This is a genomic window from uncultured Kocuria sp. (assembly GCF_947500125.1).
Classification (GTDB): Bacteria; Actinomycetota; Actinomycetes; order Actinomycetales; family Micrococcaceae; genus Kocuria.
The window spans coordinates 1-24,650 of sequence record NZ_CANMRA010000013.1; the positions used below are offsets into that span (position 1 = coordinate 1).

Genomic DNA, 24,650 nt, shown 5'->3' on the forward strand with positions numbered 1-24,650 from the left:
GGTGCCGCCCGCCCCGCTGCCGCCCGCCGGGGTGCCGGCCGTCCTCCCCCCGGTGGCACCGGCGGCGGTGCCGGCGCCGGTGTCCACCGTGTCGGGTCCGTCCGGGAACGGGTCGCCGGTGTGCGCGCCCGCCGTGGCGGCGGCCCCGCCCCCGGGCTCCGCGCCGTCCGGCGCGTCCGTGCCGTCCCATCCGGTGAGCACCCGGCCGGCCCACGGCTCCGGCAGCGGATCGAGGACGTCGAAGACCTCGAACGGCTCCCCGTCCCGCGTGCGGGCCGGGTCGAAGTGCCGCCGCGCCGCGCCCGCCGTGAGCTCGTGCAGCACGGCCACGGCCGCGTCGCGGCGCTGGGCGGGATCCGGGGTGAGCAGCGCCGCGAGGTGCTCCGCGAGGTCGCCCTGCTCCCCCACCACCGCCCGCGCGTCGTTGGGCCCCAGGCTCTCCTGCGGCTCCAGCGAGGGGTCCAGCATCCGCAGCGCGGTGATGCCCGCCGCGTAGAGGTCCTGTGCGGGGTTCGGGTCGGTGAGCTCGTAGGCCTCCGGGGGCAGGTAGCCGGGCGTGCCCACCACCGTGCCCGTCCGGGTCAGCCGGGCGTCCTGGACGCGCACGGCGATGCCGAAGTCGGAGAGGAAGATGTGGGGCCGGCCCGTCCCGGTGCTGTCCAGCATGAGGTTGCCGGGCTTCACGTCCCGGTGCACCCAGCCCTGGGCGTGCACGAACTGCAGCGCCTGGAGCAGCTGGGCCAGGACCTCCTCCGTCAGCTCCACCGAGGCGGCCCCGTTGTCCAGCAGCGCGGACTCCAGGGTCCCGCCGTGGACGAGCGGCATCGCGATGACCACGTGCGCGTCCTCCGCGGCCCACCCGTACGGGGCGAGCACATGCGGGTGCTCCAGCTTCACCGACTGCTCCCGCGCGAAGCGCAACAGGTCCGCCGAGTCGCGCTGGCGCAGCACCTTGGCCGCGCACAGCTGCTGGAGCCGACCGTCCCAGGCCCGCCAGACGGACCCGCTGCCGCCGCGCGCGATCGGGTCGATGAGGGTGTACCGACCGGCTATGGTGTCCGCCACGAGGTCCGGGCCCGCCTAGCTGCGCATGGCCCGGCGCGCGCTGTCCGTCCGCTGCCGGGCGTTGCCGATCCCGACCGAGGCTGCGAGCACGGTCAGGGAACCGCTGGAGACGAGCACCGGGTTCAGCTCCACGCGGGCGATCTCGGGGTGCCGGTCCTTGAGCAGCGCCACCCGCGAGACGAGGTCCTCGAGCCGGTCGACGTCCGCGGCCGGGACCCCCTGGTGGCCGAACAGCTTGCGGGAGGCCTTGGGCTCGCGGACCATCCGCCGCACGTCCTGGTCGGTCAGCGGCGGGACCCGGTGGGCCCAGTCCTCGAGGAGGTTCACCGCGTCTCCCGCCATCCCGAACGACAGCACGGGTCCGATGAGAGGGTCCTCGATGGCCCGGAGCACCACGGCCTGGCCGGTGGGCGCCATGGCCTGCACCTCGAGGTCGAAGGTGCCGAAGGGGGCGAGCGCGCGGTGCATGGTCTCGATGGCCGTGCGCAGCTGCCCGTCGTCCTGGATGTTGAGCTGCACGCCGCCCAGGTCCAGGCGGTGCCGCAGGTTGGGGTCGGTGGTCTTCAGTGCCACGGGGTAGCCGAGCCGCTCGGCGGCGGCCGGCGCGTCCTCGGGGTCCGTGAAGCGTTCGCTGGGCAGCAGGCCGATGCCGTAGGTCTCCAGCAGCGCCCGCGCCTGGTCCGCGTCCAGCTCGAGCAGCTCGTCGCCGGAGACCCGGGGCAGCACCGTCTCCACGAAGGTCTCGGCCGCCTCCGCGTCGATGCCCTTCGGCTCGGCGAGCCGGCCCTGGTCCTGGGCGCGCCACCGGGTGTAGTCCACCACCTTGGCGAGCGCACGCAGGGCCGCCCCCGGGGAGTCGAAGCAGGGCACGTCCAGGCCGTCGTCGGCGTGGTGCAGGGCGGAGACCGCCCCCGGCTCGGTGCTGCCCGTGAAGACGACCACCACGGTCTTGCCGTGCTCCCGCCCCACGCGGCCCACGAGCTCGGCGACGACCTCCGGCGTGCTGTCCGGGATCGGCATCAGCGTGACCACGGCGGCGTCGACGGCCTCGGCGCCGAGGCAGCTGTCGACGGCCGCCCGCAGCGCCTCGAGGGCCTCGTCCCCGCCGTCCGCGGTCCGCACGCCCGCCTGGGTCACCGCGACGTCCAGCCCCAGCTGCATGCACCGGTCCTCCATGAGCTGCCCCAGGGCCAGCGCGTTCGAGACGAGGGCGGTGCGGCCGCCCGCGGGCAGGGGCTGGCCGGCGAGGATCCCGGCCACGTCCATCAGGTGCTCGCTCGTGTCGGCGCGGATCACCCCGGCCTGCCGGAACATCGCGTCCAGGGCCCCCGGCGGCGCCTGCGTGGTGCGCCCGGTGTGTCCGGGCGGCAGCCGCAGCCCGGTGACCTCGCTCTTGGCCACGATCACGGGCTTGTTCAGGGACAGCCGCCGGGCGATGCGGGAGAACTTGCGGGGGTTGCCCACGGACTGCAGGTAGAGCCCGCACGCGCGGGTCGCCGAGTCGTCCTCCCAGTACTGCATCATGTCGTTGCCGGAAACGTCCGCGCGGTTGCCGGCGGAGAGGTACGTGGACACGCCCAGGTCGTGGCGCAGCGCGGCGGCGTTGAGCATCATGCCGATGGCCCCCGACTGGCTGAACAGCCCCAGGGGCCCCTCCCGCGGCACCCTGGGGAGGATCGAGGCGTTGAAGCGCGACTCCGGGGACGTGCTGTAGAGCCCGAGGCTCGCCGGGCCGACCACGCGCATCCCGTAGGAGCGCGCACGGCGCACCAGCTCGGTCTGCCGGGCCCGGCCCTCCGTGCCGGCCTCGGCGTACCCGCCCGTGACCACCACGACGGCGCGCACGCCGGCCGCGCCGCACTGGTCCACGACGTCGGCCACCTGGTCGACGGGCACGGCGACCACGGCGAGGTCCACGCGCTCGGGGACCTCCCCGATCGAGGTGGCGTGGGTCATGCCCTCCCGCTCGAACGGGGTGGGGCTCACCCCGCTGAGCCGGCCGCTGAACCCGGAGGCGATCAGGTGCTCGACCAGCGCGTGCCCGGCGTGGCCGGGGTCCCGCGACGCCCCGATCACGGCGATGGAGGACGGGGAGAGGAGGTCGGCCATGGACAGTGCCTCGGCCCGGTGCTCCCGGGCGGCCATCACGGCCAGCGACCTCTCGGTCGGGTCGATGTCGAAGCCGACCACCACCACGCCGTCGTCGAACTTCCGGGTGAGCTCGTAGCCGGCCTCCGCGAACACGCGGAGCATCTTGCGGTTCTCGGGCAGGACCTCGGCCGAGAAGTGGTCGATCCCGTTCTCCCGCGCCGCGGCGGCGAGGTGCTCGAGCAGGATCGAGCCGATCCCCCGCCCCTGGTGGGCGTCGGAGATCATGAACGCGACCTCGGCGTCCTGCGGATCGTCCGTGCGGTCGTAGCGGCCGACCCCGATGATCTGTTCGCCCAGCAGCAGCACGAAGCAGACGCGGTCCCGGTGGTCCACGCGGGTGAACCGGTCGAGCTCACGGGCGGAGAGGGTGGGCTTGTAGGAGAAGAAGCGCAGATAGATGGTGTTCTCGGACTGCGACTGGTGGAAGGCCAGGAGCGCGTCCCGGTCCTCCGGGGAGATGGGGCGCAGCTGCGCCGTGGCGCCGTCGCGCAGGATCACGTCGGCCTCCCAGTACTCGGGGTACTGCCCGGCGACGTCCGTGTCCGCGGTCTCTGGAACCATAGACTTCAGGCTAGTAGACAAACCCGCACCGTCAACGGTGCATCCCGGTGCGTCCCCCGACGATCTCGAACGCCGAGCCGCCGGGACCGCCCCGGACCGACCCACGACCGAAGGACCCCCCGCTGTGATGGCACGCCGCCGTGCGCCCTCCCGCCCGTCCGCCGAGGACGAGCTGCCCGCCGACTTCCGGGAGAACATCGTCGACATCGACGTGACCTCCGAGATGGAGACGAGTTTCCTCGAGTACTCGTACTCCGTCATCTACTCCCGGGCCCTGCCCGACGCCCGGGACGGGCTCAAGCCCGTGCAGCGCCGCATCCTGTTCATGATGAACCAGATGGGCCTGCGCCCGGACCGCGGCCACGTCAAGAGCGCGCGCGTCGTGGGCGAGGTGATGGGCAAGCTGCACCCGCACGGCGACTCCGCGATCTACGACGCCATGGTCCGCCTCGCCCAGCCCTTCGCGATGCGCCTGCCGCTCGTGGACGGGCACGGCAACTTCGGCTCCCTCGACGACGGTCCCGCCGCCTCCCGCTACACCGAGGCCCGGATGGCCCCGGCCGCCCTCGCGCTCACGGCCGACCTCGACGAGGACGTCGTCGACTTCGTGCCCAACTACGACAACCAGTTCACCCAGCCGGGCGTGCTGCCGGCGGCGTTCCCCAACCTGCTGGTCAACGGCTCCTCCGGCATCGCGGTGGGCATGGCCACGAACATGGCCCCGCACAACCTGCGGGAGGTCGTGGCGGGCGCCCGCCACCTCGTGGAGCACCCCGAGGCCACGCTCGAGGAGCTCATGCGCTTCGTCCCCGGCCCGGACCTGCCCTCGGGCGGGCGGATCGTGGGCCTCGACGGGATCCGGGACGCCTACCGGACCGGGCGCGGCTCCTTCAAGACCCGCGCGAAGGTGTCGATCGAGCAGATCTCCCCGCGCAAGCAGGGCATCGTCGTCACCCAGCTGCCCTACATGGTGGGGCCCGAGAAGGTCACCGAGAAGATCAAGGAGGCGGCGCAGGCCAAGAAGCTGCAGGGCGTCTCCGACGTGGTGGACCTCACCGACCGCAAGAACGGGATGCGGCTCGTCATCGAGGTCAAGAACGGCTTCAACCCGCAGGCCGTGCTCCAGCAGCTGTACAAGTACACGCCCATGGAGGACTCCTTCGGGATCAACAACGTGGCGCTCGTGGACGGACGGCCCCGCACCATGGGCCTCCTCGAGCTGCTCCGGGTCTACGTGGAGCACCGGCTGTCGGTGGTCCGGCGGCGCACCGGGTTCCGCCTGGGCAAGCGGCGGGACCGCCTGCACCTGGTCGAGGGCCTGCTCGTGGCCATCGTCGACATCGACGAGGTCATCCAGATCATCCGGTCCTCCGACGAGACCGCCGTGGCCCGGGAACGACTGATGGCCGTGTACGACCTCAGCCGCGTGCAGGCCGACCACATCCTCGAGCTGCGTCTGCGCCAGCTGACCAAGTACTCGCGGATCGAGCTCGAGAAGGAGCAGGAGGAGCTGCGGCGGGAGATCGCCGAGCTCGAGGAGACCCTCGCCTCCGACGCCCGGCTGCGGGCCCTGGTCTCGGCGGAGCTCGCGGAGGTCGCGGAGGTCCACGGCGACGACCGGCGCACCGAGCTGCTCGAGTCGGAGGCCCTGCCGGCACCCGTCGCCGCGGCGGCGGCGCCCGCTCCGGGGAAGACCCCGGCAGGTGGGCTCTCCCTCGAGATCGCCGACGACCCGTGCTGGGTCTTCCTGTCCACCTCGGGCCAGCTCGCCCGCACGCCCTCCCAGGTCCCGCTGGTGGATCCGCCGCGGCGGATCAAGCACGACGCCCTGGTCTCCTCGGTGCGCGCCACCGCCCGCGGGGAGATCGGGGCGGTCACGTCCACGGGGCGCATGCTGCGCGTCCAGGTGATGGACGTGCCCGTGCTGACCGCCTTCGAGGGCACCCCGAAGCTGGGCGACGGCGTCCCCGTCAAGGACTTCCTCACCCTCGGCCGCGGGGAGCGGCTCGTGGGGCTCGCGCCGCTCAACGCGGTGCTGGCCCTGGGCACCCGCAACGGCGTGGTCAAGCGCGTCAGCCCGGAGTACCCCCTCAACCGCGAGGAGTGGGAGGTGATCACGCTCAAGGACGGCGATGAGCTGGTCGGTCTCGCCGAGTCCGCCGCCGTCGAGGACGAGCTGGTGTTCGTGACCCGGGACGGCAAGCTGCTGCACTTCGAGGCCGGCGCCGTGCGGCCCCAGGGACGCACGGCAGGGGGTGTCGCGGGGATCAAACTGGTCCCCGGGGACGCCGTGGCGTACTTCGGTGCGGTGCGGGCCGCGGACGAGACGCCCGTGGTGGTGACCCTCGCCCGCGCGGACGAGGTGCTGCCGGGCATGTCGCAGTACTCGGTGAAGGTCACCCCGTTCTCGGAGTACCCGCCCAAGGGCCGGGCCACCGGCGGAGTGCGCGCGCACCGCTTCCTCAAGGGGGAGACCGGGCTGGCGCTGGCCTGGGTGGGGCACGGACCCCCCAAGGCCGTCTCGGCCTCGGGCGTGGCCCGGGCCCTGCCGACCGAGCACGGCCGCCGGGACGGCTCGGGCGTGCCCACCGACCAGGTGATCGACGCGGTGGGCCCCGCCTACGGCTGAGCCTCAGCGGCGGGGTCCGAGCAGTCCCATCTGCGCCACGGCGGCGCGCTCCTCCTCGAGCTCCCGGACGGAGCGGTCGATGCGGGAGCGTGAGAACTCGTCGAGCTCGAGGTCCGGGACGACCGCGGCGCGCCCGTCCCGGCAGACGACCGGGAAGGAGCTGACGAGCCCCTCCGGCACGCCGTAGGAGCCGTCGGAGGCCACGGCCATGGACGTCCACGTGCCCTCGGGGGTGCCCAGGACCCAGTCGTGGACGTGGCACAGGGCCGCGTGCGCCGCCGAGGCCACCGACGAGCCGCCGCGCACGTCGATGATCTCCGCGCCGCGGCGGGCCACCCGGGGGATGAAGGTGCTGTCCACCCAGTCCAGGCCGAGGTCCTTCCCGGCCAGCACCTCGAGCGCCGGCCGGCCCCCGACCGTCGCGTGGGTCAGGTCGGGGTACTGGCTCGCGGAGTGGTTGCCCCACACCGCCACGCCCTCGATCTCGCCGACGCGCGCCCCGGTGGCCGCGGCCAGCTGGGCGATCGCGCGGTGGTGGTCGAGCCGGGTCAGGGCGGTGAACCGCTCGCGCGGCACGTCCGGGGCGTGCGAGGCGGCGATGTACGCGTTGGTGTTGGCGGGGTTGCCGACCACCACGGCCCGGAAGTCCTCGGCCGCTCCGCGGTTGACGGCCCGCCCCTGGACCGAGAAGATCCCGGCGTTGGCCTCGAGCAGGTCCGCGCGCTCCATGCCCTGGGACCGGGGACGGGCCCCGATCAGCAGTCCCACGGAGGCGCCGTCGAAGGCGGCGTCCGCGTCCTCGAAGACCTCCACCCCGTCGAGCAGCGGGAACGCCCCGTCCTGGAGCTCCAGGGCCGTGCCCTCCGCGGCCCGCCGCGCCTGCGGCAGCTCGAGCAGGTGCAGCCGGACGGGTGTGCCGGGGCCGAGGAGGTCGCCCGCCGCGGCCCGGAAGACGGTGGCGTAGCCGATCTGGCCCGCGGCACCGGTCACGGTGACGGTGACCGGCCGGGGCCGGCCGGGTGCGGGGGGCGGGGTGTGCGGGCCGGAGGCGGTCATGCGGGGTCCTTCCTGGGGGGACGGTCGCTCGTCCCTGCCCAGCGTAGCGGCCGGGCCGCCGCGCCGGACCCCGGCCCGGCTGCCCCCGGCGCCCTCAGGCGTCGATGCGCTCCTGGTCCAGCTGCGTGGCGCCCTCGATGATGAAGTCCTTGCGGGGGGCCACCTCGGAGCCCATGAGCAGGGAGAAGGCGTGCTCGGCGGCTTCGGCGTCCTCGACCCGGATCCGGCGCAGCATCCGGTGCCGGACGTCCATGGTCGTCTCCGCGAGCTGGTCCGCGTCCATCTCGCCCAAGCCCTTGTAGCGCTGGATGGGCTCCTTGTACCGCCGCCCCTCCGCCTCGAGCCGTGCGAGCAGGTCCGCGAGCTCGCGCTCGGAGTACGTGTAGACCATCTCGTTGGCCTTGCCGCCGGCGTTGACGATCTCCACCCGGTGCAGCGGGGGCACCGCCGCGTAGACCCGCCCGGCCTCGACCAGGGGACGCATGTAGCGGTAGAACAGCGTGAGCAGCAGGGTGCGGATGTGCGCACCATCGACGTCGGCGTCCGTCATCATGATGACCTTGCCGTACCGGGCAGCGGTCAGGTCGAACGTGCGCCCCGAACCGGCCCCGATGACCTGGATGAGCGCGGCGCACTCCGTGTTGGCGAGCATGTCCGTGATGGACGCCTTCTGCACGTTGAGGATCTTGCCGCGGATCGGCAGCAGCGCCTGGTAGTTCGAGGACCGGGCCAGCCGCGCCGTGCCGAGGGCGGAGTCCCCCTCCACGATGAACAGCTCGGAGCGCTCCACGTCGTTCGAGCGGCACTCGACGAGCTTGGCCGGCATCGAGGAGGTCTCCAGGGCGTTCTTGCGCCGCTGGGTCTCCTTGTGCACCCGCGCGGAGATGCGGGACTTCATCTCCGCCACGACCTTCTCCAGGAGCTGTCCGGCCTGCTGCTTGTCGTGGCGGCCGGTGGCCGTGAGCTTGGCGGTCAGCTCCTTCTCGATCACCCGGCTCACGATCTGGCGCACGGCCGGGGTGCCCAGGACCTCCTTGGTCTGGCCCTCGAACTGCGGCTCGGCCAGCCGCACCGTGAGCACGGCCGTGAGACCGGCGAGGACGTCGTCCTTCTCGACCTTGTCGCTGCCGGCCTTGAGCTTGCGGGCGTTGGCCTCGATCTGCTTCCGGAACGTCTTCAGCAGGGCCGCCTCGAACCCGGCCTGGTGGGTGCCGCCCTTGGGGGTCGAGATGATGTTCACGAACGAGCGCAGGGACGTGTCGTAACCGATGCCCCAGCGCAGGGCGACGTCCACCTCGCACGTGCGGTCCAGCTCCGTGAGCTTGGACCGGCCGTTCTCGTCCAGGACCGGCACGTTCTCCGTGAACCGGCCCTCCCCCTGGAAGCGCCACACGTCGGTGACCGAGCTGTCCGCGGCGAGGTACTCGACGAACTCGGAGATCCCGCCGTCGTGCTGGAACACCTCCTCGTGGGTCCCGAACTCCCCCGGCGTGCCGGGCAGGCCCCGCTGGTCGCGCACGGTGATGCGCAGCCCCGGGATCAGGAACGAGGTCTGCCGGGCCCGCTTGGCCAGCTCCTCGTAGCTGAACCGGGCGTCCGTCGTGAAGATCTGCTCGTCGGCCCAGTACCGGATCCGGGTGCCGGTGACCCCGCGCTTGGCCTTGCCGACGACGTCGAGCACCGACCCCTCCACGAACGGCTCGAAGCGGGCGTGCGGGGAGGGCCTGCCCTGGTCGACGAAGCGTCCCGGCTCGCCGTGCCGGAAGGACATCTGGTAGGTCTTCCCGCCGCGGTCCACCTGGACGTCCAGGCGCGCGGAGAGCGCGTTGACCACGGAGGCGCCCACCCCGTGCAGGCCGCCGGAGGCGCTGTAGGAGCCGCCGCCGAACTTCCCGCCCGCGTGCAGCTTGGTGAAGACGACCTCCACACCAGTCAGCCCGGTGCGCGGCTCGAGGTCGATGGGGATGCCGCGGCCGTCGTCGTGGACCTCCACGGCGCCGTCGGCGTGCAGGACCACCGTGATCTGGTGGCCGAAGCCGGCGAGCGCCTCGTCCACGGAGTTGTCGATGATCTCCCACAGGCAGTGCATCAGCCCGCGGGAGTCGGTGGAGCCGATGTACATGCCCGGCCGCTTCCGGACGGCTTCGAGGCCCTCGAGGACGGAGAGGTGGCGGGCGTTGTACTCGGAACGGGACGGTGTCACGGGGATACGACTCCTGGGGGACGGCGGGATTCCCCACCACTGTAGTCCGGGCGGCGGACACCGCTGTCCCGGGGCGCCGGGCCGCCGCCCGGTGCCGGCACCTACGCCCGGGGCGAAAAAGGCCCCCGGACGGGATCGAATGTCCGACGAGCGTGGTTGTATATAGCAGTACCCCGATGCGTCCACGAGACCCCGGGTACCCGCACCGGCGGCCCCGTGCCCCGTGCAACGCGTACGACCAGGAGGAGGATCCCGTGAACGCAACATTGGAGAGCCGAGAACTCAATGCGACCGACCGCTGCGACGCGTGCGGCGCCCAGGCCTACGTCCGAGTGATCCTCGAGTCGACGGGCGGTGAACTGCTCTTCTGCGCTCACCACGCGCGCAAGAACGAGCAGAAGCTGCGGCCGCTGGCCGCCACCTGGCAGGACGAGACCGAGCGCATCGGTTCCTGACCCGGAACGCCCACGACGGGCGGTCGACGCAAGGAGGGCCCCGACACCTGGTGTCGGGGCCCTCCTGCGTGCCGGAACGTCCCGCGGGCCCGGCCCGCTCCGTCGACCGGCCCGCGACCCGGTCGACGGAGCGGGTCGCCCGTCACCGGAACCGGTCGCGCCACCGGTGCGGCGCACGGATCCGGTCGCGGGCGTCCCGTGCCCGGACGGGGTCCGGGCACGGGACCGGCCCGTCAGTCGAGGTAGTCGCGCAGCACCTGCGAGCGGGACGGGTGGCGCAGCTTGGACATCGTCTTGGACTCTATCTGCCGGATGCGCTCACGGGTCACGCCGTAGACCTTGCCGATCTCGTCGAGGGTCTTGGGCTGGCCGTCGGTCAGGCCGAAGCGCATCGCCACGACGCCCGCCTCCCGCTCGGAGAGGGTGTCCAGGACCGAGTGCAGCTGCTCCTGCAGGAGCGTGAAGCTCACGGCGTCCGCGGGGACCACGGCCTCCGAGTCCTCGATCAGGTCGCCGAACTCCGAGTCGCCGTCCTCGCCCAGCGGGGTGTGCAGGGAGATCGGCTCACGGCCGTACTTCTGGACCTCGACGACCTTCTCGGGCGTCATGTCGAGCTCGTTGGCCAGCTCCTCCGGGGTGGGCTCCCGGCCGAGGTCCTGCAGCATCTGGCGCTGGACGCGGGCGAGCTTGTTGATGACCTCGACCATGTGCACCGGGATGCGGATGGTGCGGGCCTGGTCGGCCATGGCGCGGGTGATCGCCTGACGGATCCACCAGGTGGCGTACGTGGAGAACTTGAAGCCCTTGGTGTAGTCGAACTTCTCGACCGCGCGGATCAGCCCGAGGTTGCCCTCCTGGATGAGGTCCAGGAACAGCATGCCGCGACCGGTGTAGCGCTTCGCCAGCGAGACGACCAGGCGCAGGTTGGCCTCGAGCAGGTGGTTCTTGGCGCGCTTCCCGTCGTGGATGACCCAGCGCAGCTCCTTGCGGGTCTGGGGGTCCAGGGAGTCCTTCCCGTCGGCGAGCTTGTGCTCGGCGTACAGGCCGGCCTCGATCCGCAGCGCGAGGTCCACCTCCTGCTCGGCGTTCAGCAGCGCGACCTTGCCGATCTGCTTGAGGTAGTCCTTGACCGGGTCGGCGGTGGCCCCGGCGGAGACGACCTGCTGGGCCGGGGCGTCGTCGTCGTCGTTGGCGGTGATGACGAAGCCGGAGGTCTTCTCGTCCTTGGGCGCGGGCGCGGCGGCCGGGTCCTCGGGCGCGGCCTCCTCCTCGGCCTCCTCGTCCACGTCCACCTCGGGGTCGACCACCCCGGCCTCGTCGGTCAGGGCCGTCTCGATGTCGGTGTCGTCGGTGACGACGACGTCCTCCTCGGGCGCCCCGGCGACGTCCTGGGCCTCCTTGCTCGCCGGGGCCGCGGCCTTCTGGCGGCCCGTGGCCTTGGGCGCGGCGGGAGCCTTGCTCGCGGCGGTCCTGGTCGCGGTCGACTTGCCGGCCGTGGACTTCGTGGAACCGGCCGCGGCGGCGCTCTTGGGCGCGCCGGACCGCGCGGCGGTGGACTTCGTCGCCGTGGTCTTCTTCGCGGCCACGGTCTTCTTGGTGGCGGTCGACTTCGCAGCGGCGGTCTTCGCCCGCGGCGACGTGCCCGTGGTGCCGGACGGCGACCGAGCGTCCCCGGTGCCCGGGGCCTCGGCGGCGGTGTCCGTCGTCTTCTTGCTGGCGGCAGGTGACACTGAGAGCCTTTCGTTGAGCGGTCACGGCGTCCGCCCTCGGGGCAACACGCCTATGACCCTGTCAAGTCCGTGCGCCGGGCAGTGTCCGGCGCGGCGGGCTTGAAGGGTCCTGACAGCCGGAACCACGCCTGCCCGGGATTTGTTCCCGCTCTTCCGCCCGGACCGGAAAAAGATGGAGCCCGGCGGCTCAGGAGTGCCAGGCGGTGGCACGGTCCCGGGCCCAGAACGGCACGGGCCGGGCGTCGGCGAGGCGCAGCACGCGCAGCGCGGACGGGTGCGCGGGGACCAGGGCGGTGGCCCGGCGCACGAAGTGCGCGGTGTGGGAACCGCGCGCCCGGAAGCGGTTGAGCTGCGCCAGCTCGACGAGCACGCCCGCGAGCACGCTCCGCCCCCGCGCCTCGTCGACCCCCTCTTCTCGGGGCTCATCGGCCGCTCCCCCCGTCCTCCCCGTGCCCGGCTCCGCGGACTCCGCCGGCTCGGCGGACTCGGTCGGCTCGGCGGGCTCGGTGGGCTCGGCGGGCTCGGTCGGCTCGGCGGACTCGGCGGACTCGGCGGGCTCGGCGGGCTCCAGGAGCCAGCAGAGCACCTGCAGCACCCGGTAGAGGGTGTCGAGCAGGGGCCAGTGCGGCGTGTCCGTCCACTCGCCGGCGAGCACGCGGGAGAGCCGGACGAGCTCCCCCGCGTCGGGCACGGGCATCGCGGCGGCACCCGGGGCGGACGTCTTCCCGACGTCCCCGGCCGGCGGTCGCCGGGGCACCGGCGGAAGGCCCGAGGGGGCCGGCGCGCGGGTGGGCCCGATCGGGACGCCGTCGGCGCCGGCCTCCGGGTCGTCGACGTCGTCGCACAGCTCGGCCCACATCGCTGCGGCCGCCAGGGCGCCGTCGAGGTCGTCAGTGGCGCAGGCCACGAGGAGCAGGTCGGCGAGCACGGGGTCCGCCAGGCTCGCGGCCAGGAAGCCGAGCAGGTCGTCGTCGTGGCCCAGCACCGCGGGAACCGGGTCCCGGGACGAGCCCAGGACCGCGGCGAGGACGTCGGCCCACACGGACAGCGCCGGCACGAGGCGGTCGAGGTGGTGCCAGGAGCCCTCCCCGGCCTGTGCCCAGCGGACCGCGGCGCGCCCTGCGCCGCGGGCGGTGCCCGCGGGCAGCGCGCCGTACTCGTGATCCATGGCCAGCCGCGGGGCGGCCGCGTAGGAGCTGCCCGAGGCCACGAGCGCGGCGTTGACGGCGCTGTCCGCGATGCGGGCCACGTCCTGGACGTCGGCCGGGTCCTCGGCCGGCCACCAGCGGTCGCCGGCCACGATCCAGCGCGCCGCCACGGCCCGCCCCGCGCGCCCGGCGGCCTCGTCCACGAGCGCGAGCACGGCGCCCACCTCGACGGGCGGGACCGGCGGGTCCCCGGCGGACGACGACGTGTACACGATCACGAAGATCCGGTCGCTCAGGGCGTCGTGGCCCACGAGGTCGGCGAGCTCGGCGACGAAGGCCTCCCGGAGGCCGTCGTCGGACGGGCCGCGGGGGAGGTCCACGCGCACGCACGCCCCGGCCGTGCCGCCGCCGGCGGCGAACAGGACGAGGGAGTCGGCGGGCCAGTAGCCGAGGGTGTGCGGCACGACGGCGAGCAGGTCGGCCGCGCACCGGACGACGGGGACGAAGGGGTCTCGGGTGGGGTGCTGTCTCATGTGCCCAGCCTGGGCACTCCCGGGTCCGGGGGAGCCGGTCCGCGCCGGGTCTGTGGACCGCCGGCGGGGCGTGGCCCCGGTCTGCGGCGCGGTGCAGTGGTGACGGGCCCGTGCGGACTCAGGCGGCGTCGTGGCCGTGCCGCCGGCGCACCCGCCGGGCGGTGGCGAGCACGCCCGCGGCGCCGGCCGCGGCGATCAGGAACTGCGCGGCGATCGCGATCCGGAAGGCGTCGGGGGCGTACAGCTCGTCGCGGAAGCCCGCGGCGTGGAGCACGTCGAGGACGAGACCGGTGACGAAGATGGCCAGCACGGAGGCGGTGAAGCCTCCCACGTTGACGATGCCCGTGGCGGTGCCGGAGCGGCGGGCCGGGTTGAAGCTGCGGGTGATGTCGAAGGCGATCATGGACGCCGGCATGCTGATCGCGATGACGCACACGGCGGCCAGCACGACCGGGACGGGCGCCGTCCCCGGCCAGACCAGCAGCACGGTCCACGCCGAGAAGATCACGCCGGTGACCCCCAGGGACAGCCGCACCCGGCGGTGCGGGTGGCGGGCGGTGAGCCCGCCCAGGCCGAGGGCCACGGCCAGGTTGGTCAGCACGAAGGAGGTCATCACGAGGGAGACCGTGGTGTCGGACAGGCCCTGGGCGTACTCGAGGTAGGGGTAGCCCCACATGAGCACGAACGTGTTGCCCGCGAACTGGGTGGTGAAGTGCACCCAGAAGCCGAGCCGTGTCCCGGGCTCGGTCACGCTCTCCCGGAGCACCTGTCCGGTCCGGCGCAGCCCCAGCTCCCGGTTGAGGACCTCCACCCCCGGGGGCGCGTTGCGCAGCAGGGCCGCGGCGAGCACGGCGGCGAGCAGCGCGAGGGACGCCAGGGCCACGAAGGACGGGAACCAGCCGGTCAGCTCGAGCAGCCAGGCGAACGGGATGACGGAGACGAGCTGGCCGAGGTTGCCCACCACGCCCAGGAACTGGGTCAGCGGCGGCACGCGCAGCGCGGAGAACCAGGCGGGGATCAGGCGCATCACGCACACGAACGTGGCCGCGTCCCCCGCGCCCACGAGCACGCGTGCGGCCACGCCCTCGCCGACCGTGTCGGCGAGGGCCAGCTGGACCTGACCCACCGTCATGAGCAGCGCCCCGGCGGCGACCATGACGCGGGAGCCGAACCGGTCCACGAGCACGCCCACGGGGATCTGGAGCCCCGCGTAGACGAGGACCTGCATGAGCGAGAACATCGACAGTGCGGAGGCCGCGGTGCCGAAGCGCTCGGCCGCGTCGACCGACGCGACGCCGAAGCTGGTGCGCTGGGCCACGGCGCTGAAGTAGGCGAAGGTGCCGATCGCGAAGACCAGGTAGGCGCGGCGTGAGTCCTTGCCCGGCTCGTGGGCTCGGTACCGGTCGGACTGCATGCACTTCGCTCTCGGGGGACGGGACCGGGCCGGGACCCGGGACGGCGGGGCCGCCCGGGACGGCGCCGGGCGGGCCGCGCGCCGGGCGGGCTCAGTCCTGCTCGTCCTCCCGGGCGGCGAGGAAGGCCTCGGCCGCGGCGCCGATCTCGTCGGCGTCGGGGAGCTCGGACTCGTCCCCGACCAGCAGGGAGCGCGGCACCGAGGCGTCGACGACGTCATCGTAGCGCTGTTCCAGTCCGGCCACGACCGCCTGCACCTCGGGGGACGCGCCGACCTGTTGGTCGATCTGCTGCTCGATCTCGCGGGCCGCCTCGCGCAGCTCGTCCGAGGGCAGGTTCAGCGACGTCACGGCGCTGACGTGCTCGAGGGCGGCCACGGCGGCGTGCGGCAGGTGCGCCTCGGCCAGGTACTGCGGGACGTGGACGGTGAAGCCGATGTTGTCGATGCCCGCCTCGCCCAGCCGGATCTCGAGGAGCTGGGCGGCCGACGAGCTCATCTCCACGACGGGCTTCCACGCGTGCTCGGCGGGCAGCAGGTCGGCCCGGTTGCCGTGCACCGAGACGATGAACGGACGGGTGTGCGGGACGGGCATCGGGATCCCCGACACGATCGCGACGAGGGAGACGTCCATCCGCCGGGCCAGGCCCACCACGGCCTCCGTGAACCGGTTCCACTGCAGGTCCGGCTCGGGGCCCGTGAGCAGCGCGAAGCTGCGCCCCAGGCCGTCCGTGACCAGCCGGAGGGAGAGCTCGGGGTTCTGGAAGCCCTCGAAGTGGTCCTCCCGGAAGGTCACGTGCGGGCGGCGGGCGCGGTAGTCGTAGAGCTGGTCCAGGTCGAAACGGGCCACGACCTCGTGCGGCAGGGCCTCCGTGATGGTGTGCTCGATCTGCACGGCCACGTGTCCCGCCTCCGCGTAGCCGGACAGGGCGACGATCAGCGGCAGGCCACGAACCCGGGCGTCCTCGAGCAGAGCGGGGTTGCTCAGGTACAGCGAGGTGGGGTCCAGCACAGCTCTTCCTCCTGGGGTGGGTCGGTTCCGGGCGTCCGTGGGGAGACCGGTGAGGGGCACACCGGCGGTGGTGCGCCCGGATCATGTCAACCGTCCGCGGGCACCGCGTTATTCCCCGCCGCACCGCCCCGCCGCCCGACCCGTGCCCCGGCCCCGGCGGCGGGGCGGTGCGGGGATAGGATCGACAGCACGCCTGCCGGCCGGGCCGGGCCGCCGGGAGCGGACCGGGCCGGCCCCGCCGGTCCAGACCTCAGCGAAAGGACGATCCATGCCCGACGTACAGGACCTGCTCGAGCCCCGGGGCATCGAGCTCACCGCCACCCACAAGGCCCTGGGCCGGACGCCGGCCCACGCGCTCGTGCTCGGCGTGGAGAAGGGACGGGAGGGCGACGGCTCGGGCCGTGTCGTGCTCCCCGCCGGGGAGCAGCGCAAGCTCGCCCCCGTGCTGGACGCCGCGGCGGCGCTGCGCGTGAAGGGCGCCGCCGACGAGGTGACCGTGCTTCCGGCCCCGTCCGGGATCCCCTTCACCGTGGTGGTCCTCACCGGGATCGGTGTCCTGCCCGAGGAGACCGCCGAGCGCGCCGAGGCACTGCGCCGGGCCGCCGGCGCGGCCGTGCGACGGCTCGCCGGGACCGACTCCGCGGTGCTCGCCCTGCCCGTGGCCACCGAGCAGGACGCCGCGGCGGTCGCCGAGGGCGCCGCTCTCGGCGCCTTCGCCTTCGCCCACCAGCGCGCCGCGACCGCCGGCAGCGTGCAGGCCCCGCTGGCCTCCGCCGTCGTGCACGCCCCCGGTGTGGCGCGGGCCGCGCTGGGCCGGTGCCTCGACCGCGCCGCCGCCCTCGGGCGCGGGGTCAGGGCCGCCCGCACCCTCGTGGACCTCTCCCCCAACGTCATGTACCCGGAGGCCGTGGCGGACTACGCCCGCCGGGCCGCCAAGGGCACCAAGGTCTCCGTGAGCGTGCTCGCCGAGAAGGAGCTCGCCAAGGGCGGCTACGGAGGGCTCCTGGGCGTGGGACAGGGCTCCGTGCACGGCCCGCGCCTCGTCAAGCTGGAGTACGCCCCGGCGCGCGCCACCAAGCACTACGCCTACGTGGGCAAGGGCATCACCTTCGACTCGGGCGGGCTCTCCCTCAAGCCCCCGGCCTCCATGATGACCATGAAGTCGGACATGGCCGGCGCCGCCGCCGTCCTCGCGACCGTCCTCACCGCCGCCGAGCTCGGACTGCCCGTGAAGGTCACCGGGTGGCTGTGCCTGGCCGAGAACCTGCCCTCGTCCACGGCCACGCGCCCCGGCGACGTCATCACCATCCGCGGCGGCCGCACCGTCGAGGTGCTCAACACCGACGCCGAGGGGCGCCTCGTGCTGGCCGACGGTCTCGTGGCCGCGTGCGAGGAGGGCCCGGACGCCGTCGTCGACATCGCCACGCTGACCGGCGCCCAGCTGGTGGCCCTGGGCGCCCGGACGTTCGGGATCATGGGCGACGACGCACTGCGCGCCGCGGTGGCCGAGGCCGCCCGCGGCGCCGGGGAGGACGGCTGGCCCATGCCGCTGCCCGAGCACCTGCGCCCGTCCCTGGACTCGAAGGTCGCCGACCTCAAGAACATCGGGGACAAGAACGGCGGGATGCTCGTCGCCGCGATCTTCCTGCGCGAGTTCGTCGGCGGCGGCGACGGCGCACGGGTGCCGTGGGCGCACGTGGACATCGCCGGCCCGTCCTTCAACGAGGGGTCGCCCTACGGCTACACCCCGGCCGAGGGCACCGGGGCGGGCGTGCGCACGCTCGTGCGGCTGCTCGAGGACGCGGTCGCCGACCGCCGCTGAGGCCCCGCGACACCCCCGCGCCGGAGGGAGCGCCCGCCTGGTCGCTCCCTCCGGCGTAGGGCTAAGGTATGTACGAAACGAACCCGTCACGGGACGGGTGCGACCCACCCGGAACGACGTCAACGCGCAAGGGAGCCAAACACGTGGCCGACAACGAATTCGACATCCTCGTCCTCGGCGGAGGGAGCGCCGGCTACGCCGCCGCGCTGCGGGCCGTGCAGCTCGGCTACACCGTGGCACTGGTCGAGAAGAACAAGCTCGGGGGCACGTGTCTCCACTGGGGCTGCATCCCCACCAAGGCCTACCTGCACTCCGCCGAGCTGGCCGAGGATGCCCGTGAGAGCTCCAAGTACGGCATCCACACCACGCTGGACTCCATCGACATGGCGGCCGTGCGGGAGTACAAGGACAAGATCGTCGCCGGCAAGTTCAAGGGCCTCACGGGCCTGATGAAGATGCGCAAGATCACGGTCGTCGAGGGCGTCGGCAAGCTCACGGGCGAGAACACGGTCGAGGTCGACGGCACCACCTACACCGGCAAGCACATCGTGCTGGCCTCCGGCTCGATCTCCAAGACCCTGGGCGTCGAGATCGGCGGACGGATCATGACCTCGACCGAGGCCCTGGAGATCGACTTCGTGCCCAAGAGCGCGATCGTCCTCGGCGGCGGCGTGATCGGCTGCGAGTTCGCCTCCATGTGGAAGTCCTTCGGCGTGGACGTCACCGTCATCGAGGGCCTGCCCCACCTGGTCGCCAACGAGGACCCGGCGATCGTCAAGACGCTCGAGCGGGAGTTCAAGAAGCGCGGCATCAAGTCGAACCTCGGCACCTTCTTCGAGAAGGTCGAGCAGGACGACGACGGTGCGAAGGTCACCCTGGCCGACGGCAAGGTCTTCGAGGCCGACATCGTCCTGGTCGCCGTGGGCCGGGGCCCGAACACCGCCGACATGGGCTACGAGGAGCAGGGCATCCCCATGGACCGCGGCTTCGTCACCCCGGACGAGCGTCTGCACACCGGCGTGGGCAACATCTACGCGATCGGCGACATCGTCCCCGGCGTGCAGCTCGCCCACCGCGGCTACCAGCAGGGTCGGTTCGTGGCCGAGGAGATCGCCGGGCTGAACCCGGCCGTCGTCGAGGACGTGAACATCCCCAAGGTCACGTTCACCGAGCCCGAGATCGCCTCCGTGGGGTACAACGAGCCGCAGGCCAAGGAGAAGTTCGGCGAGGACAACGTCGAGGTCGCCGAGTACAACCTCGCCGGCAACGGCAAGAGCTCGATCCTGGGCACCGGCGGCATGATCAAGCTCGTGCGGGAGAAGGACGGCCCGATCATCGGCTTCCACGCCATCGGCAAGCGCATCAGCGAGCAGATCGGCGAGGGCCAGCTCATCGTCAACTGGGAGGCCTACCCGGAGGACGTCGCCGCGTTCGTGCACGCCCACCCCACCCAGAACGAGGCCATCGGCGAGGCGGCCATGGCACTCGCGGGGACGCCGTTGCACGGCTGAGCACGCCGAGGCCCCGCCCTCCCGGGCGGGGCCTCCCCAGCACCCGGGACCGGGCGGGCGCCCGGACCGCACCATCGAAGGCATCATCGAAGGCACCGAAAGAGAGACGGTCGGACCATGTCAGAAACCGTAAACCTGCCCGCACTGGGCGAATCCGTGACCGAGGGCACCGTGACCCGGTGGCTCAAGCAGGTCGGTGACGAGGTCGCCGTCGACGAGCCCCTGGTCGAGGTCTCCACCGACAAGGTCGACACCGAGATCCCCTCCCCCGTGGCGGGCGTCATCGAGGAGATCCTCGTCGAGGAGGACGAGGACGTCGAGGTCGGCGCACCGCTGGTCGTCATCGGCGACGGCTCGGGCTCCGGGTCCGAGGGCGGCTCCGGCCAGGACGAGTCCTCCGCCGAGGAGGCCGAGGACGCCGCGACCGAGGCGGAGACCCCCGAGGCGACCGACGAGGCCGCCGAGCAGGAGCCCTCCGGCGAGGAGCCCTCCGGCGAGGAGCCCTCCGGCGAGGAGCCCTCCGGCGAGGAGCCCTCCGGCGAGGAGAAGGCCCCGAAGGCCGAGGCCCAGCAGACGGGCGAGGGCAGCGAGATCACCCTGCCCGCCCTGGGCGAGTCCGTGACCGAGGGCACCGTGACCCGGTGGCTCAAGCAGGTCGGCGACGAGGTCGCCGTGGACGAGCCGCTGCTGGAGGTCTCCACCGACAAGGTCGACACGGAGGTCCCCTCCCCCGTGGCCGGGACCCTGCTGGAGATCCGGGTGCAGGAGGACGAGGACGCCGAGGTCGGCCAGGTCCTGGCGATCATCGGCTCCGGCTCCGCCCCGTCCGGGGACGAGCCCGCCGAGAAGCCCGCCGAGGACTCCTCCGCGCAGGAGGCCGAGGACGCCGCGACCGAGGCGGAGACCCCCGAGGCGACCGACGAGGCCGCCGAGCAGGAGCCCTCCGGCGAGGAGAAGGCCCCGAAGGCCGAGGCCCAGCAGACGGGCGAGGGCAGCGAGATCACCCTGCCCGCCCTGGGCGAGTCCGTGACCGAGGGCACCGTGACCCGGTGGCTCAAGCAGGTCGGCGACGAGGTCGCCGTGGACGAGCCGCTGCTGGAGGTCTCCACCGACAAGGTCGACACGGAGGTCCCCTCCCCCGTGGCCGGGACCCTGCTGGAGATCCGGGTGCAGGAGGACGAGGACGCCGAGGTCGGCCAGGTCCTGGCGATCATCGGCTCCGGCTCCGCCCCGTCCGGGGACGAGCCCGCCGAGAAGCCCGCCGAGGACTCCTCCGCGCAGGAGGCCGAGGAGAAGCCGGCGAAGCAGTCCACCGACGGTGGCGAGGGCTACGAGGGCTCCTCCTCCGGCAAGCAGGAGAAGGCGCCGTCCCGCGACGAGGCCCTGGTCGAGACCGACGAGCCCGCGCTGGCCGACACGTCCGGGGACGAGCAGCAGGACGCCGAGCAGCGCGACGGCGCCCGCACCGAGAAGGCCGAGGCTCCGACCGGTGACAACTCGTCCTACGTGACCCCGCTGGTGCGCAAGCTCGCCAAGAAGGAGGGCGTGGACCTCTCCACGCTCACGGGCACCGGGGTGGGCGGTCGCATCCGCAAGCAGGACGTGCTGGCCGCCGCCGAGCAGCAGAAGGGCGCCGAGGCACCGGCGGCCGAGCCGGCCGCCGCGGCACCGGAGAAGGAGTCCGCCCCGGCCGCGCCGAAGGCGGACGCCAAGCGGGGGACCACGGAGAAGGCCCCGCGGATCCGGATGACGATCGCCCAGCGCATGCGCGAGTCGCTGCAGGAGGCCGCCCAGCTGACCCAGGTGACCGAGGTCGACATGACCCGCGTGGCCGTGCTGCGCGGCAAGGCGAAGGCGAAGTTCCAGGAGCGGGAGGGCGCCAAGCTCACCTACCTGCCCTTCTTCGCCAAGGCGGTGGCCGAGGCGCTGCAGGCCCACCCCAAGCTCAACGCCACCTTCAAGGAGGCCGAGAAGGAGATCGTCTACAACGGCTCGGAGAACATCGCCATCGCGGTGGACACCCCGAAGGGCCTGCTGGTGCCGGTCATCAAGAACGCCGGCGACCTCAACCTCGGCGGCCTGGCCAAGCAGATCGCCGACCTCGGCTCCCGGGCCAAGGACGGCAACATCACGCCGGACGACCTCACCGGCGGCACCTTCACGATCACGAACCTCGGCTCCTTCGGCGCCCTGTTCGACACCCCGATCATCAACCAGCCGCAGGTGGCCATCCTCGGCACGGGGTCGATCGTGAAGCGCCCGATGGTCGTCTCGGACGCGGACGGCAACGACACCATCGCCATCCGCCAGATGTGCTACCTGTCGCTGACCTACGACCACCGTCTGGTCGACGGCGCGGACGCCGGTCGCTTCCTGCAGGCGCTCAAGGCGCGCCTGGAGGAGGGCCGCTTCGAGTCCGAGGTCGGTCTCTGACCGGTCCCGTGCCGGTCCCCGTCCGCCGCTGAGCACCTGCGGAGGACCCACCACGACGAGAGGGCGTGTTCCTGGTCACAGGGAGCACGCCCTCTCGGCGTGCGCGGGCGGGGCTCCGATAGGCTCGGAATCATGACCTTCCTGACCGGACTCCTCGTCCTCCTGCACCTCGTCGGCGCCGCGATCATCGTGGGCACCTGGATCTACACCATGAAGCGCCCGACGGTGTCCCCCGGACAGTTCCACGCCTCGCTGCTGAGCCTGGTGACCGGTCTCCTGCTCGTGGCGATCTACGAGATGGGCGACGCCGACGTCAACCACGCCAAGGTCGCCGTGAAGCTGCTCGTCGCCCTCGCGGTGGCGGTCGCGGCCTTCGTGGGACAGCGGAGGACCAAGCGCGGGGAGACCGTCTCGACCGGCCTGGCCCACGCCGTGGGCGGGCTGGCGCTGATCAACATGGCGGTCGCCACGCTCTGGTGAGCGGCGTCCCCCACCACCGGACCCCCGGCGCTGCCCGTCAGCCCCGGGGGTTCTTCGTCTCCGGGTCCGCGGCGGGGGCGGTCGCGTCCGCCACGGGCTCCACCGCCCCGAGCCGCCAGCCCCGCTCGCCGTCGACCAGGACCACGAGGACCGTCTGCACCCAGGCGTCCCCCGCCGCCACCACGGACGCGGTCGCTCCCGGCTCGCCCCGGTAGCCGTCCACCCGCACCTCGGCCACCAGCGCGACCGTGCCCGGCTCCGAGGGCCCAGCAGGGGCGTCGCGGATGCTCCCGACCTCGAGCACGAGCTCGGGGAAGTCGCCTGCTCCTCGCGCGATGGTGTTCCGGTCGGCCGCCGCGGCCTCGGCCCCGGGCACGTACACCTCCTCCAGCAGCCGGGCGTCACCGGTGCGCAGGGCCTCGCCCCGCCGCGCCACCAGCTCCCGCAGCGCCTGCCGGGGATCCGCGGGGTCCTGCGGCGTTCCGCCGCCGGGCCCCGCGCCCGGCTCGGTCGTTCCCGGCCGCCCGGGCGCCGTGCGCCGCAGCGGGTTCGCCGTCGGCACCGCGTCCGCCGTCGGCACCGGGTCCGCCGTCACTGCGGGATCCCGCGTCGAGGCCGGCTCCGACGCCGCTCCGGGGGACGGGACGGGGTCCCCCTGCGGAAGCAGGACGGCGCCCGCGGCGGCCAGCAGCAGCGCCGCCGCCCCGACGAGCACGGTCCGGCGCCCGCCCGTCCCGGTCCGGGTTCGTCGGCCGGCCGGGAGCCCCGGGCCGTCCGGGGCCGGTTCCTGGGCCCGCGCGAGCCGGTCGGCCAGGTCCCCCGCGGTGGGCCGGGCCGACGGGTCGGCGTCGAGGGCGGCCTCGACCGCCCGGACGAGGCCGTGCGGGGCCGCGGGGCACAGCAGGGACAGGGGCACCCGCCGCGCCTCCCGGGCCGGCGCCCGCCCGGTGAGGGCCGTCCATCCGACCGCCCCCAGATCGCGGACGTCGTCCTCCGGGCTCCCGGCCGCCGTGCCCGCCCGCACGGCGGCCGACGGCGCGGCACCGTCCGTGGTCGCCGTGGCGCGGAACAGGACCTGCCGGGCCGAGAGCTCTCCGTGGCACCGGCCGAGGGCGTGCAGGGCGGCCAGGCCGGTGGCGGCGTCCCGGAGCACCGCGGCCGCCTCGGCGGGCTCCAGCCGGCCGCGCACGGCCAGCCGGTCGGCGAGGGAGCCGCCCGCCAGGAAGTCCTCGACCAGTCCCACGGGCGCCGCCGCCGGGCCCAGCAGTCCGCGCACGGCCACGAGGCAGGGCTCCTCCCGGCCCCCCAGGGCCACCGCGAGCGACAGGGCCGCGGCCCGGGACCGGTCGCGCGCCGGGCCGGGCTCCTCGGGGCAGGGACGCAGGACGAAGTGCTCCCCGGAGCGCGCCTCCCGCACCAGCCACGAGCGCCCGCCCAGGCGGCGGACCGGCTCCAGCCCGTCCTCGGGCGGGAGCCGCGGGGGCGTGTCCTCCGGCGGTGGGCCGGCGGAGGCGCCGGGGCGGTCGTCGCGGACGGCCGCGGCGAGCCGTGCCCGCGCGGAGACGGGAAGGGCCCGGATGGCCTCGTGGTGGCCGCCGTGCGCGGCGGGGCGCTGGTCCATGCCCCCCAGGATGCCCGCCCGGCGCCCGGGACCGCGGGCGCCGTCCACAGCCTCCGCCCGGCGCGCGCCGGGCCGGCCGCGCGATAGGCTGGGGACATGTCCCTCTGCTTCGAACGGCTCGGCTTCGATCCGCACCTCGTCGACTACCGCTCGGCGCTGGAGCTGCAGAAGAACGTGCACCGCGAGGTCGTCGCGGGCGAGCGGGCCGGCACCGTGCTGCTGCTCGAGCACCCCCCGGTCTACACGGCCGGTCGGCGCACCGAACCCCACGAGTACCCCCAGGACGGGAGCGAGGTCGTGGAGATCGGCCGCGGTGGCAAGCTCACGTACCACGGACCCGGGATGCTCGTCGGCTACCCCATCGTCCGGCTGACCACGCCCATCGACGTCGTGCGCTTCGTGCGCCTGCTCGAGGAGATCATCCTGGCCGTGGTCGCGGACTTCGGGGTGGAGGCCACCACCGTGGCGGGGCGCTCCGGGGCGTGGGTGCTCGCGGACGAGCACGGCCCGGACCGCAAGATCGCCGCCATCGGCGTGCAGGTCTCCAAACGGACCACCATGCACGGCTTCGCCCTGAACTGCTCCAACGACCTGCGTCCGTTCGGCAAGATCATCCCCTGCGGCATCACCGACGCCTCCGTCACGAGCCTCTCCCAGGAGACGGGCCGGCTCGTGACCCCGGAGACGGTGGTCGCGCGCATGGAGCAGGAAATATCCGCCCGCCGGGACGAGTTGTGCGAACAGTTCGTCCCGTCAGGGACCCCGGGTCCGCTGCCCTGGCCCACCGCCGTCAGCTGACCTGCGCCGCCCCGGGACCGCCGGGACCGTG

General features: G+C 73.6%; 16 protein-coding genes. 7 read left to right on the plus strand and 9 right to left on the minus strand.

The genetic code is table 11. The annotated features are described in order from the left end of the window. Nucleotides 1-1,065: serine/threonine-protein kinase (locus Q0817_RS10175; RefSeq protein WP_298586702.1), on the minus strand; the 1,065-nt coding region annotated here is incomplete at its 3' end. A 15-nt stretch (nucleotides 1,066-1,080) separates the two neighbouring features. After that, nucleotides 1,081-3,777 (minus strand): GNAT family N-acetyltransferase, encoded by a 2,697-nt coding sequence (locus Q0817_RS10180; RefSeq protein ID WP_298586705.1) that lies wholly within the window; start codon nucleotides 3,775-3,777, stop codon nucleotides 1,081-1,083. Nucleotides 3,778-3,904: 127 nt separating this feature from the next. On the opposite strand from Q0817_RS10180, the gene Q0817_RS10185 reads away from it, so the two are divergent. Next, nucleotides 3,905-6,406, plus strand: coding sequence for a DNA topoisomerase (ATP-hydrolyzing) subunit A (locus Q0817_RS10185; RefSeq protein ID WP_298586708.1), 2,502 nt, complete (start codon nucleotides 3,905-3,907; stop codon nucleotides 6,404-6,406). 3 nt (nucleotides 6,407-6,409) lie between these two features. On the opposite strand, the gene Q0817_RS10190 is transcribed toward Q0817_RS10185, so the two are convergent. Together Q0817_RS10190 and Q0817_RS10195 are read right to left on the minus strand one after the other, a co-directional pair. Beyond that, nucleotides 6,410-7,462 carry a malate dehydrogenase gene (locus tag Q0817_RS10190; RefSeq protein ID WP_298586711.1) on the minus strand — a complete coding sequence of 351 codons (1,053 nt, stop codon included), beginning with the start codon at nucleotides 7,460-7,462 and terminating at the stop codon, nucleotides 6,410-6,412. Nucleotides 7,463-7,556: 94 nt separating this feature from the next. Then, nucleotides 7,557-9,665 carry a type IIA DNA topoisomerase subunit B gene (locus Q0817_RS10195; RefSeq protein WP_298586713.1) on the minus strand — a complete coding sequence of 703 codons (2,109 nt, stop codon included), beginning with the start codon at nucleotides 9,663-9,665 and terminating at the stop codon, nucleotides 7,557-7,559. 254 nt (nucleotides 9,666-9,919) lie between these two features. Here Q0817_RS10195 and Q0817_RS10200 point away from each other — a divergent pair, with 254 nt between their 5' ends. Next, on the plus strand, nucleotides 9,920-10,120 hold the full coding sequence (locus Q0817_RS10200) for a hypothetical protein (protein WP_017834164.1): 201 nt from the start codon (nucleotides 9,920-9,922) through the stop codon (nucleotides 10,118-10,120). Between the two features lie 233 nt (nucleotides 10,121-10,353). Here Q0817_RS10200 and Q0817_RS10205 read toward each other — a convergent pair whose 3' ends face one another. The 4 genes from Q0817_RS10205 to Q0817_RS10220 all read right to left on the minus strand — a co-directional run bounded on the left by Q0817_RS10205 (nucleotide 10,354) and on the right by Q0817_RS10220 (nucleotide 15,954). Continuing rightward, a complete protein-coding gene (locus Q0817_RS10205) occupies nucleotides 10,354-11,850 on the minus strand; it encodes an RNA polymerase sigma factor (RefSeq protein ID WP_298586729.1) in 1,497 nt (498 codons plus the stop codon). 187 nt (nucleotides 11,851-12,037) lie between these two features. Beyond that, on the minus strand, nucleotides 12,038-13,531 hold the full coding sequence (locus tag Q0817_RS10210; protein ID WP_298586732.1) for a DUF4192 family protein: 1,494 nt from the start codon (nucleotides 13,529-13,531) through the stop codon (nucleotides 12,038-12,040). 118 nt (nucleotides 13,532-13,649) lie between these two features. Next, a complete protein-coding gene (locus Q0817_RS10215; protein WP_298586735.1) occupies nucleotides 13,650-14,945 on the minus strand; it encodes a nitrate/nitrite transporter in 1,296 nt (431 codons plus the stop codon). Nucleotides 14,946-15,036: 91 nt separating this feature from the next. Beyond that, nucleotides 15,037-15,954 (minus strand): proteasome assembly chaperone family protein, encoded by a 918-nt coding sequence (locus Q0817_RS10220; protein ID WP_298586739.1) that lies wholly within the window; start codon nucleotides 15,952-15,954, stop codon nucleotides 15,037-15,039. Nucleotides 15,955-16,222: 268 nt separating this feature from the next. Here Q0817_RS10220 and Q0817_RS10225 point away from each other — a divergent pair, with 268 nt between their 5' ends. The 4 genes from Q0817_RS10225 to Q0817_RS10240 all read left to right on the plus strand — a co-directional run bounded on the left by Q0817_RS10225 (nucleotide 16,223) and on the right by Q0817_RS10240 (nucleotide 22,200). Beyond that, nucleotides 16,223-17,776, plus strand: a complete 1,554-nt coding sequence (locus Q0817_RS10225) for a leucyl aminopeptidase (RefSeq protein ID WP_298586742.1) — start codon at nucleotides 16,223-16,225, stop codon at nucleotides 17,774-17,776. Nucleotides 17,777-17,919: 143 nt separating this feature from the next. Then, a complete protein-coding gene (gene lpdA, locus Q0817_RS10230; RefSeq protein ID WP_298586745.1) occupies nucleotides 17,920-19,287 on the plus strand; it encodes a dihydrolipoyl dehydrogenase in 1,368 nt (455 codons plus the stop codon). Between the two features lie 117 nt (nucleotides 19,288-19,404). Continuing rightward, nucleotides 19,405-21,720, plus strand: a complete 2,316-nt coding sequence (gene sucB / locus Q0817_RS10235; protein WP_298586747.1) for a 2-oxoglutarate dehydrogenase, E2 component, dihydrolipoamide succinyltransferase — start codon at nucleotides 19,405-19,407, stop codon at nucleotides 21,718-21,720. A 132-nt stretch (nucleotides 21,721-21,852) separates the two neighbouring features. Then, nucleotides 21,853-22,200: a hypothetical protein gene (locus tag Q0817_RS10240; RefSeq protein ID WP_298586750.1), complete on the plus strand. Its 348-nt coding sequence runs from the start codon at nucleotides 21,853-21,855 to the stop codon at nucleotides 22,198-22,200. A gap of 37 nt (nucleotides 22,201-22,237) precedes the next feature. On the opposite strand, the gene Q0817_RS10245 is transcribed toward Q0817_RS10240, so the two are convergent. Then, nucleotides 22,238-23,821 carry a hypothetical protein gene (locus Q0817_RS10245; protein ID WP_298586753.1) on the minus strand — a complete coding sequence of 528 codons (1,584 nt, stop codon included), beginning with the start codon at nucleotides 23,819-23,821 and terminating at the stop codon, nucleotides 22,238-22,240. 96 nt (nucleotides 23,822-23,917) lie between these two features. On the opposite strand from Q0817_RS10245, the gene lipB reads away from it, so the two are divergent. Continuing rightward, a complete protein-coding gene (lipB, locus tag Q0817_RS10250) occupies nucleotides 23,918-24,619 on the plus strand; it encodes a lipoyl(octanoyl) transferase LipB (RefSeq protein WP_298586756.1) in 702 nt (233 codons plus the stop codon). Nucleotides 24,620-24,650: the final 31 nt, after the last annotated feature.

Coding starts and splice junctions, on each gene's coding strand:
- Q0817_RS10180 (WP_298586705.1), bottom strand. CDS start 3,777: ATGGTTCCAGAGACCGCGGACACGGACGTCGCCGGGCAGTACCCCGAG.
- Q0817_RS10240 (WP_298586750.1), top strand. CDS start 21,853: ATGACCTTCCTGACCGGACTCCTCGTCCTCCTGCACCTCGTCGGCGCC.
- Q0817_RS10185 (WP_298586708.1), top strand. CDS start 3,905: ATGGCACGCCGCCGTGCGCCCTCCCGCCCGTCCGCCGAGGACGAGCTG.
- Q0817_RS10245 (WP_298586753.1), bottom strand. CDS start 23,821: ATGGACCAGCGCCCCGCCGCGCACGGCGGCCACCACGAGGCCATCCGG.
- Q0817_RS10190 (WP_298586711.1), bottom strand. CDS start 7,462: ATGACCGCCTCCGGCCCGCACACCCCGCCCCCCGCACCCGGCCGGCCC.
- Q0817_RS10225 (WP_298586742.1), top strand. CDS start 16,223: ATGCCCGACGTACAGGACCTGCTCGAGCCCCGGGGCATCGAGCTCACC.
- Q0817_RS10215 (WP_298586735.1), bottom strand. CDS start 14,945: ATGCAGTCCGACCGGTACCGAGCCCACGAGCCGGGCAAGGACTCACGC.
- Q0817_RS10210 (WP_298586732.1), bottom strand. CDS start 13,531: ATGAGACAGCACCCCACCCGAGACCCCTTCGTCCCCGTCGTCCGGTGC.
- lipB (WP_298586756.1), top strand. CDS start 23,918: ATGTCCCTCTGCTTCGAACGGCTCGGCTTCGATCCGCACCTCGTCGAC.
- sucB (WP_298586747.1), top strand. CDS start 19,405: ATGTCAGAAACCGTAAACCTGCCCGCACTGGGCGAATCCGTGACCGAG.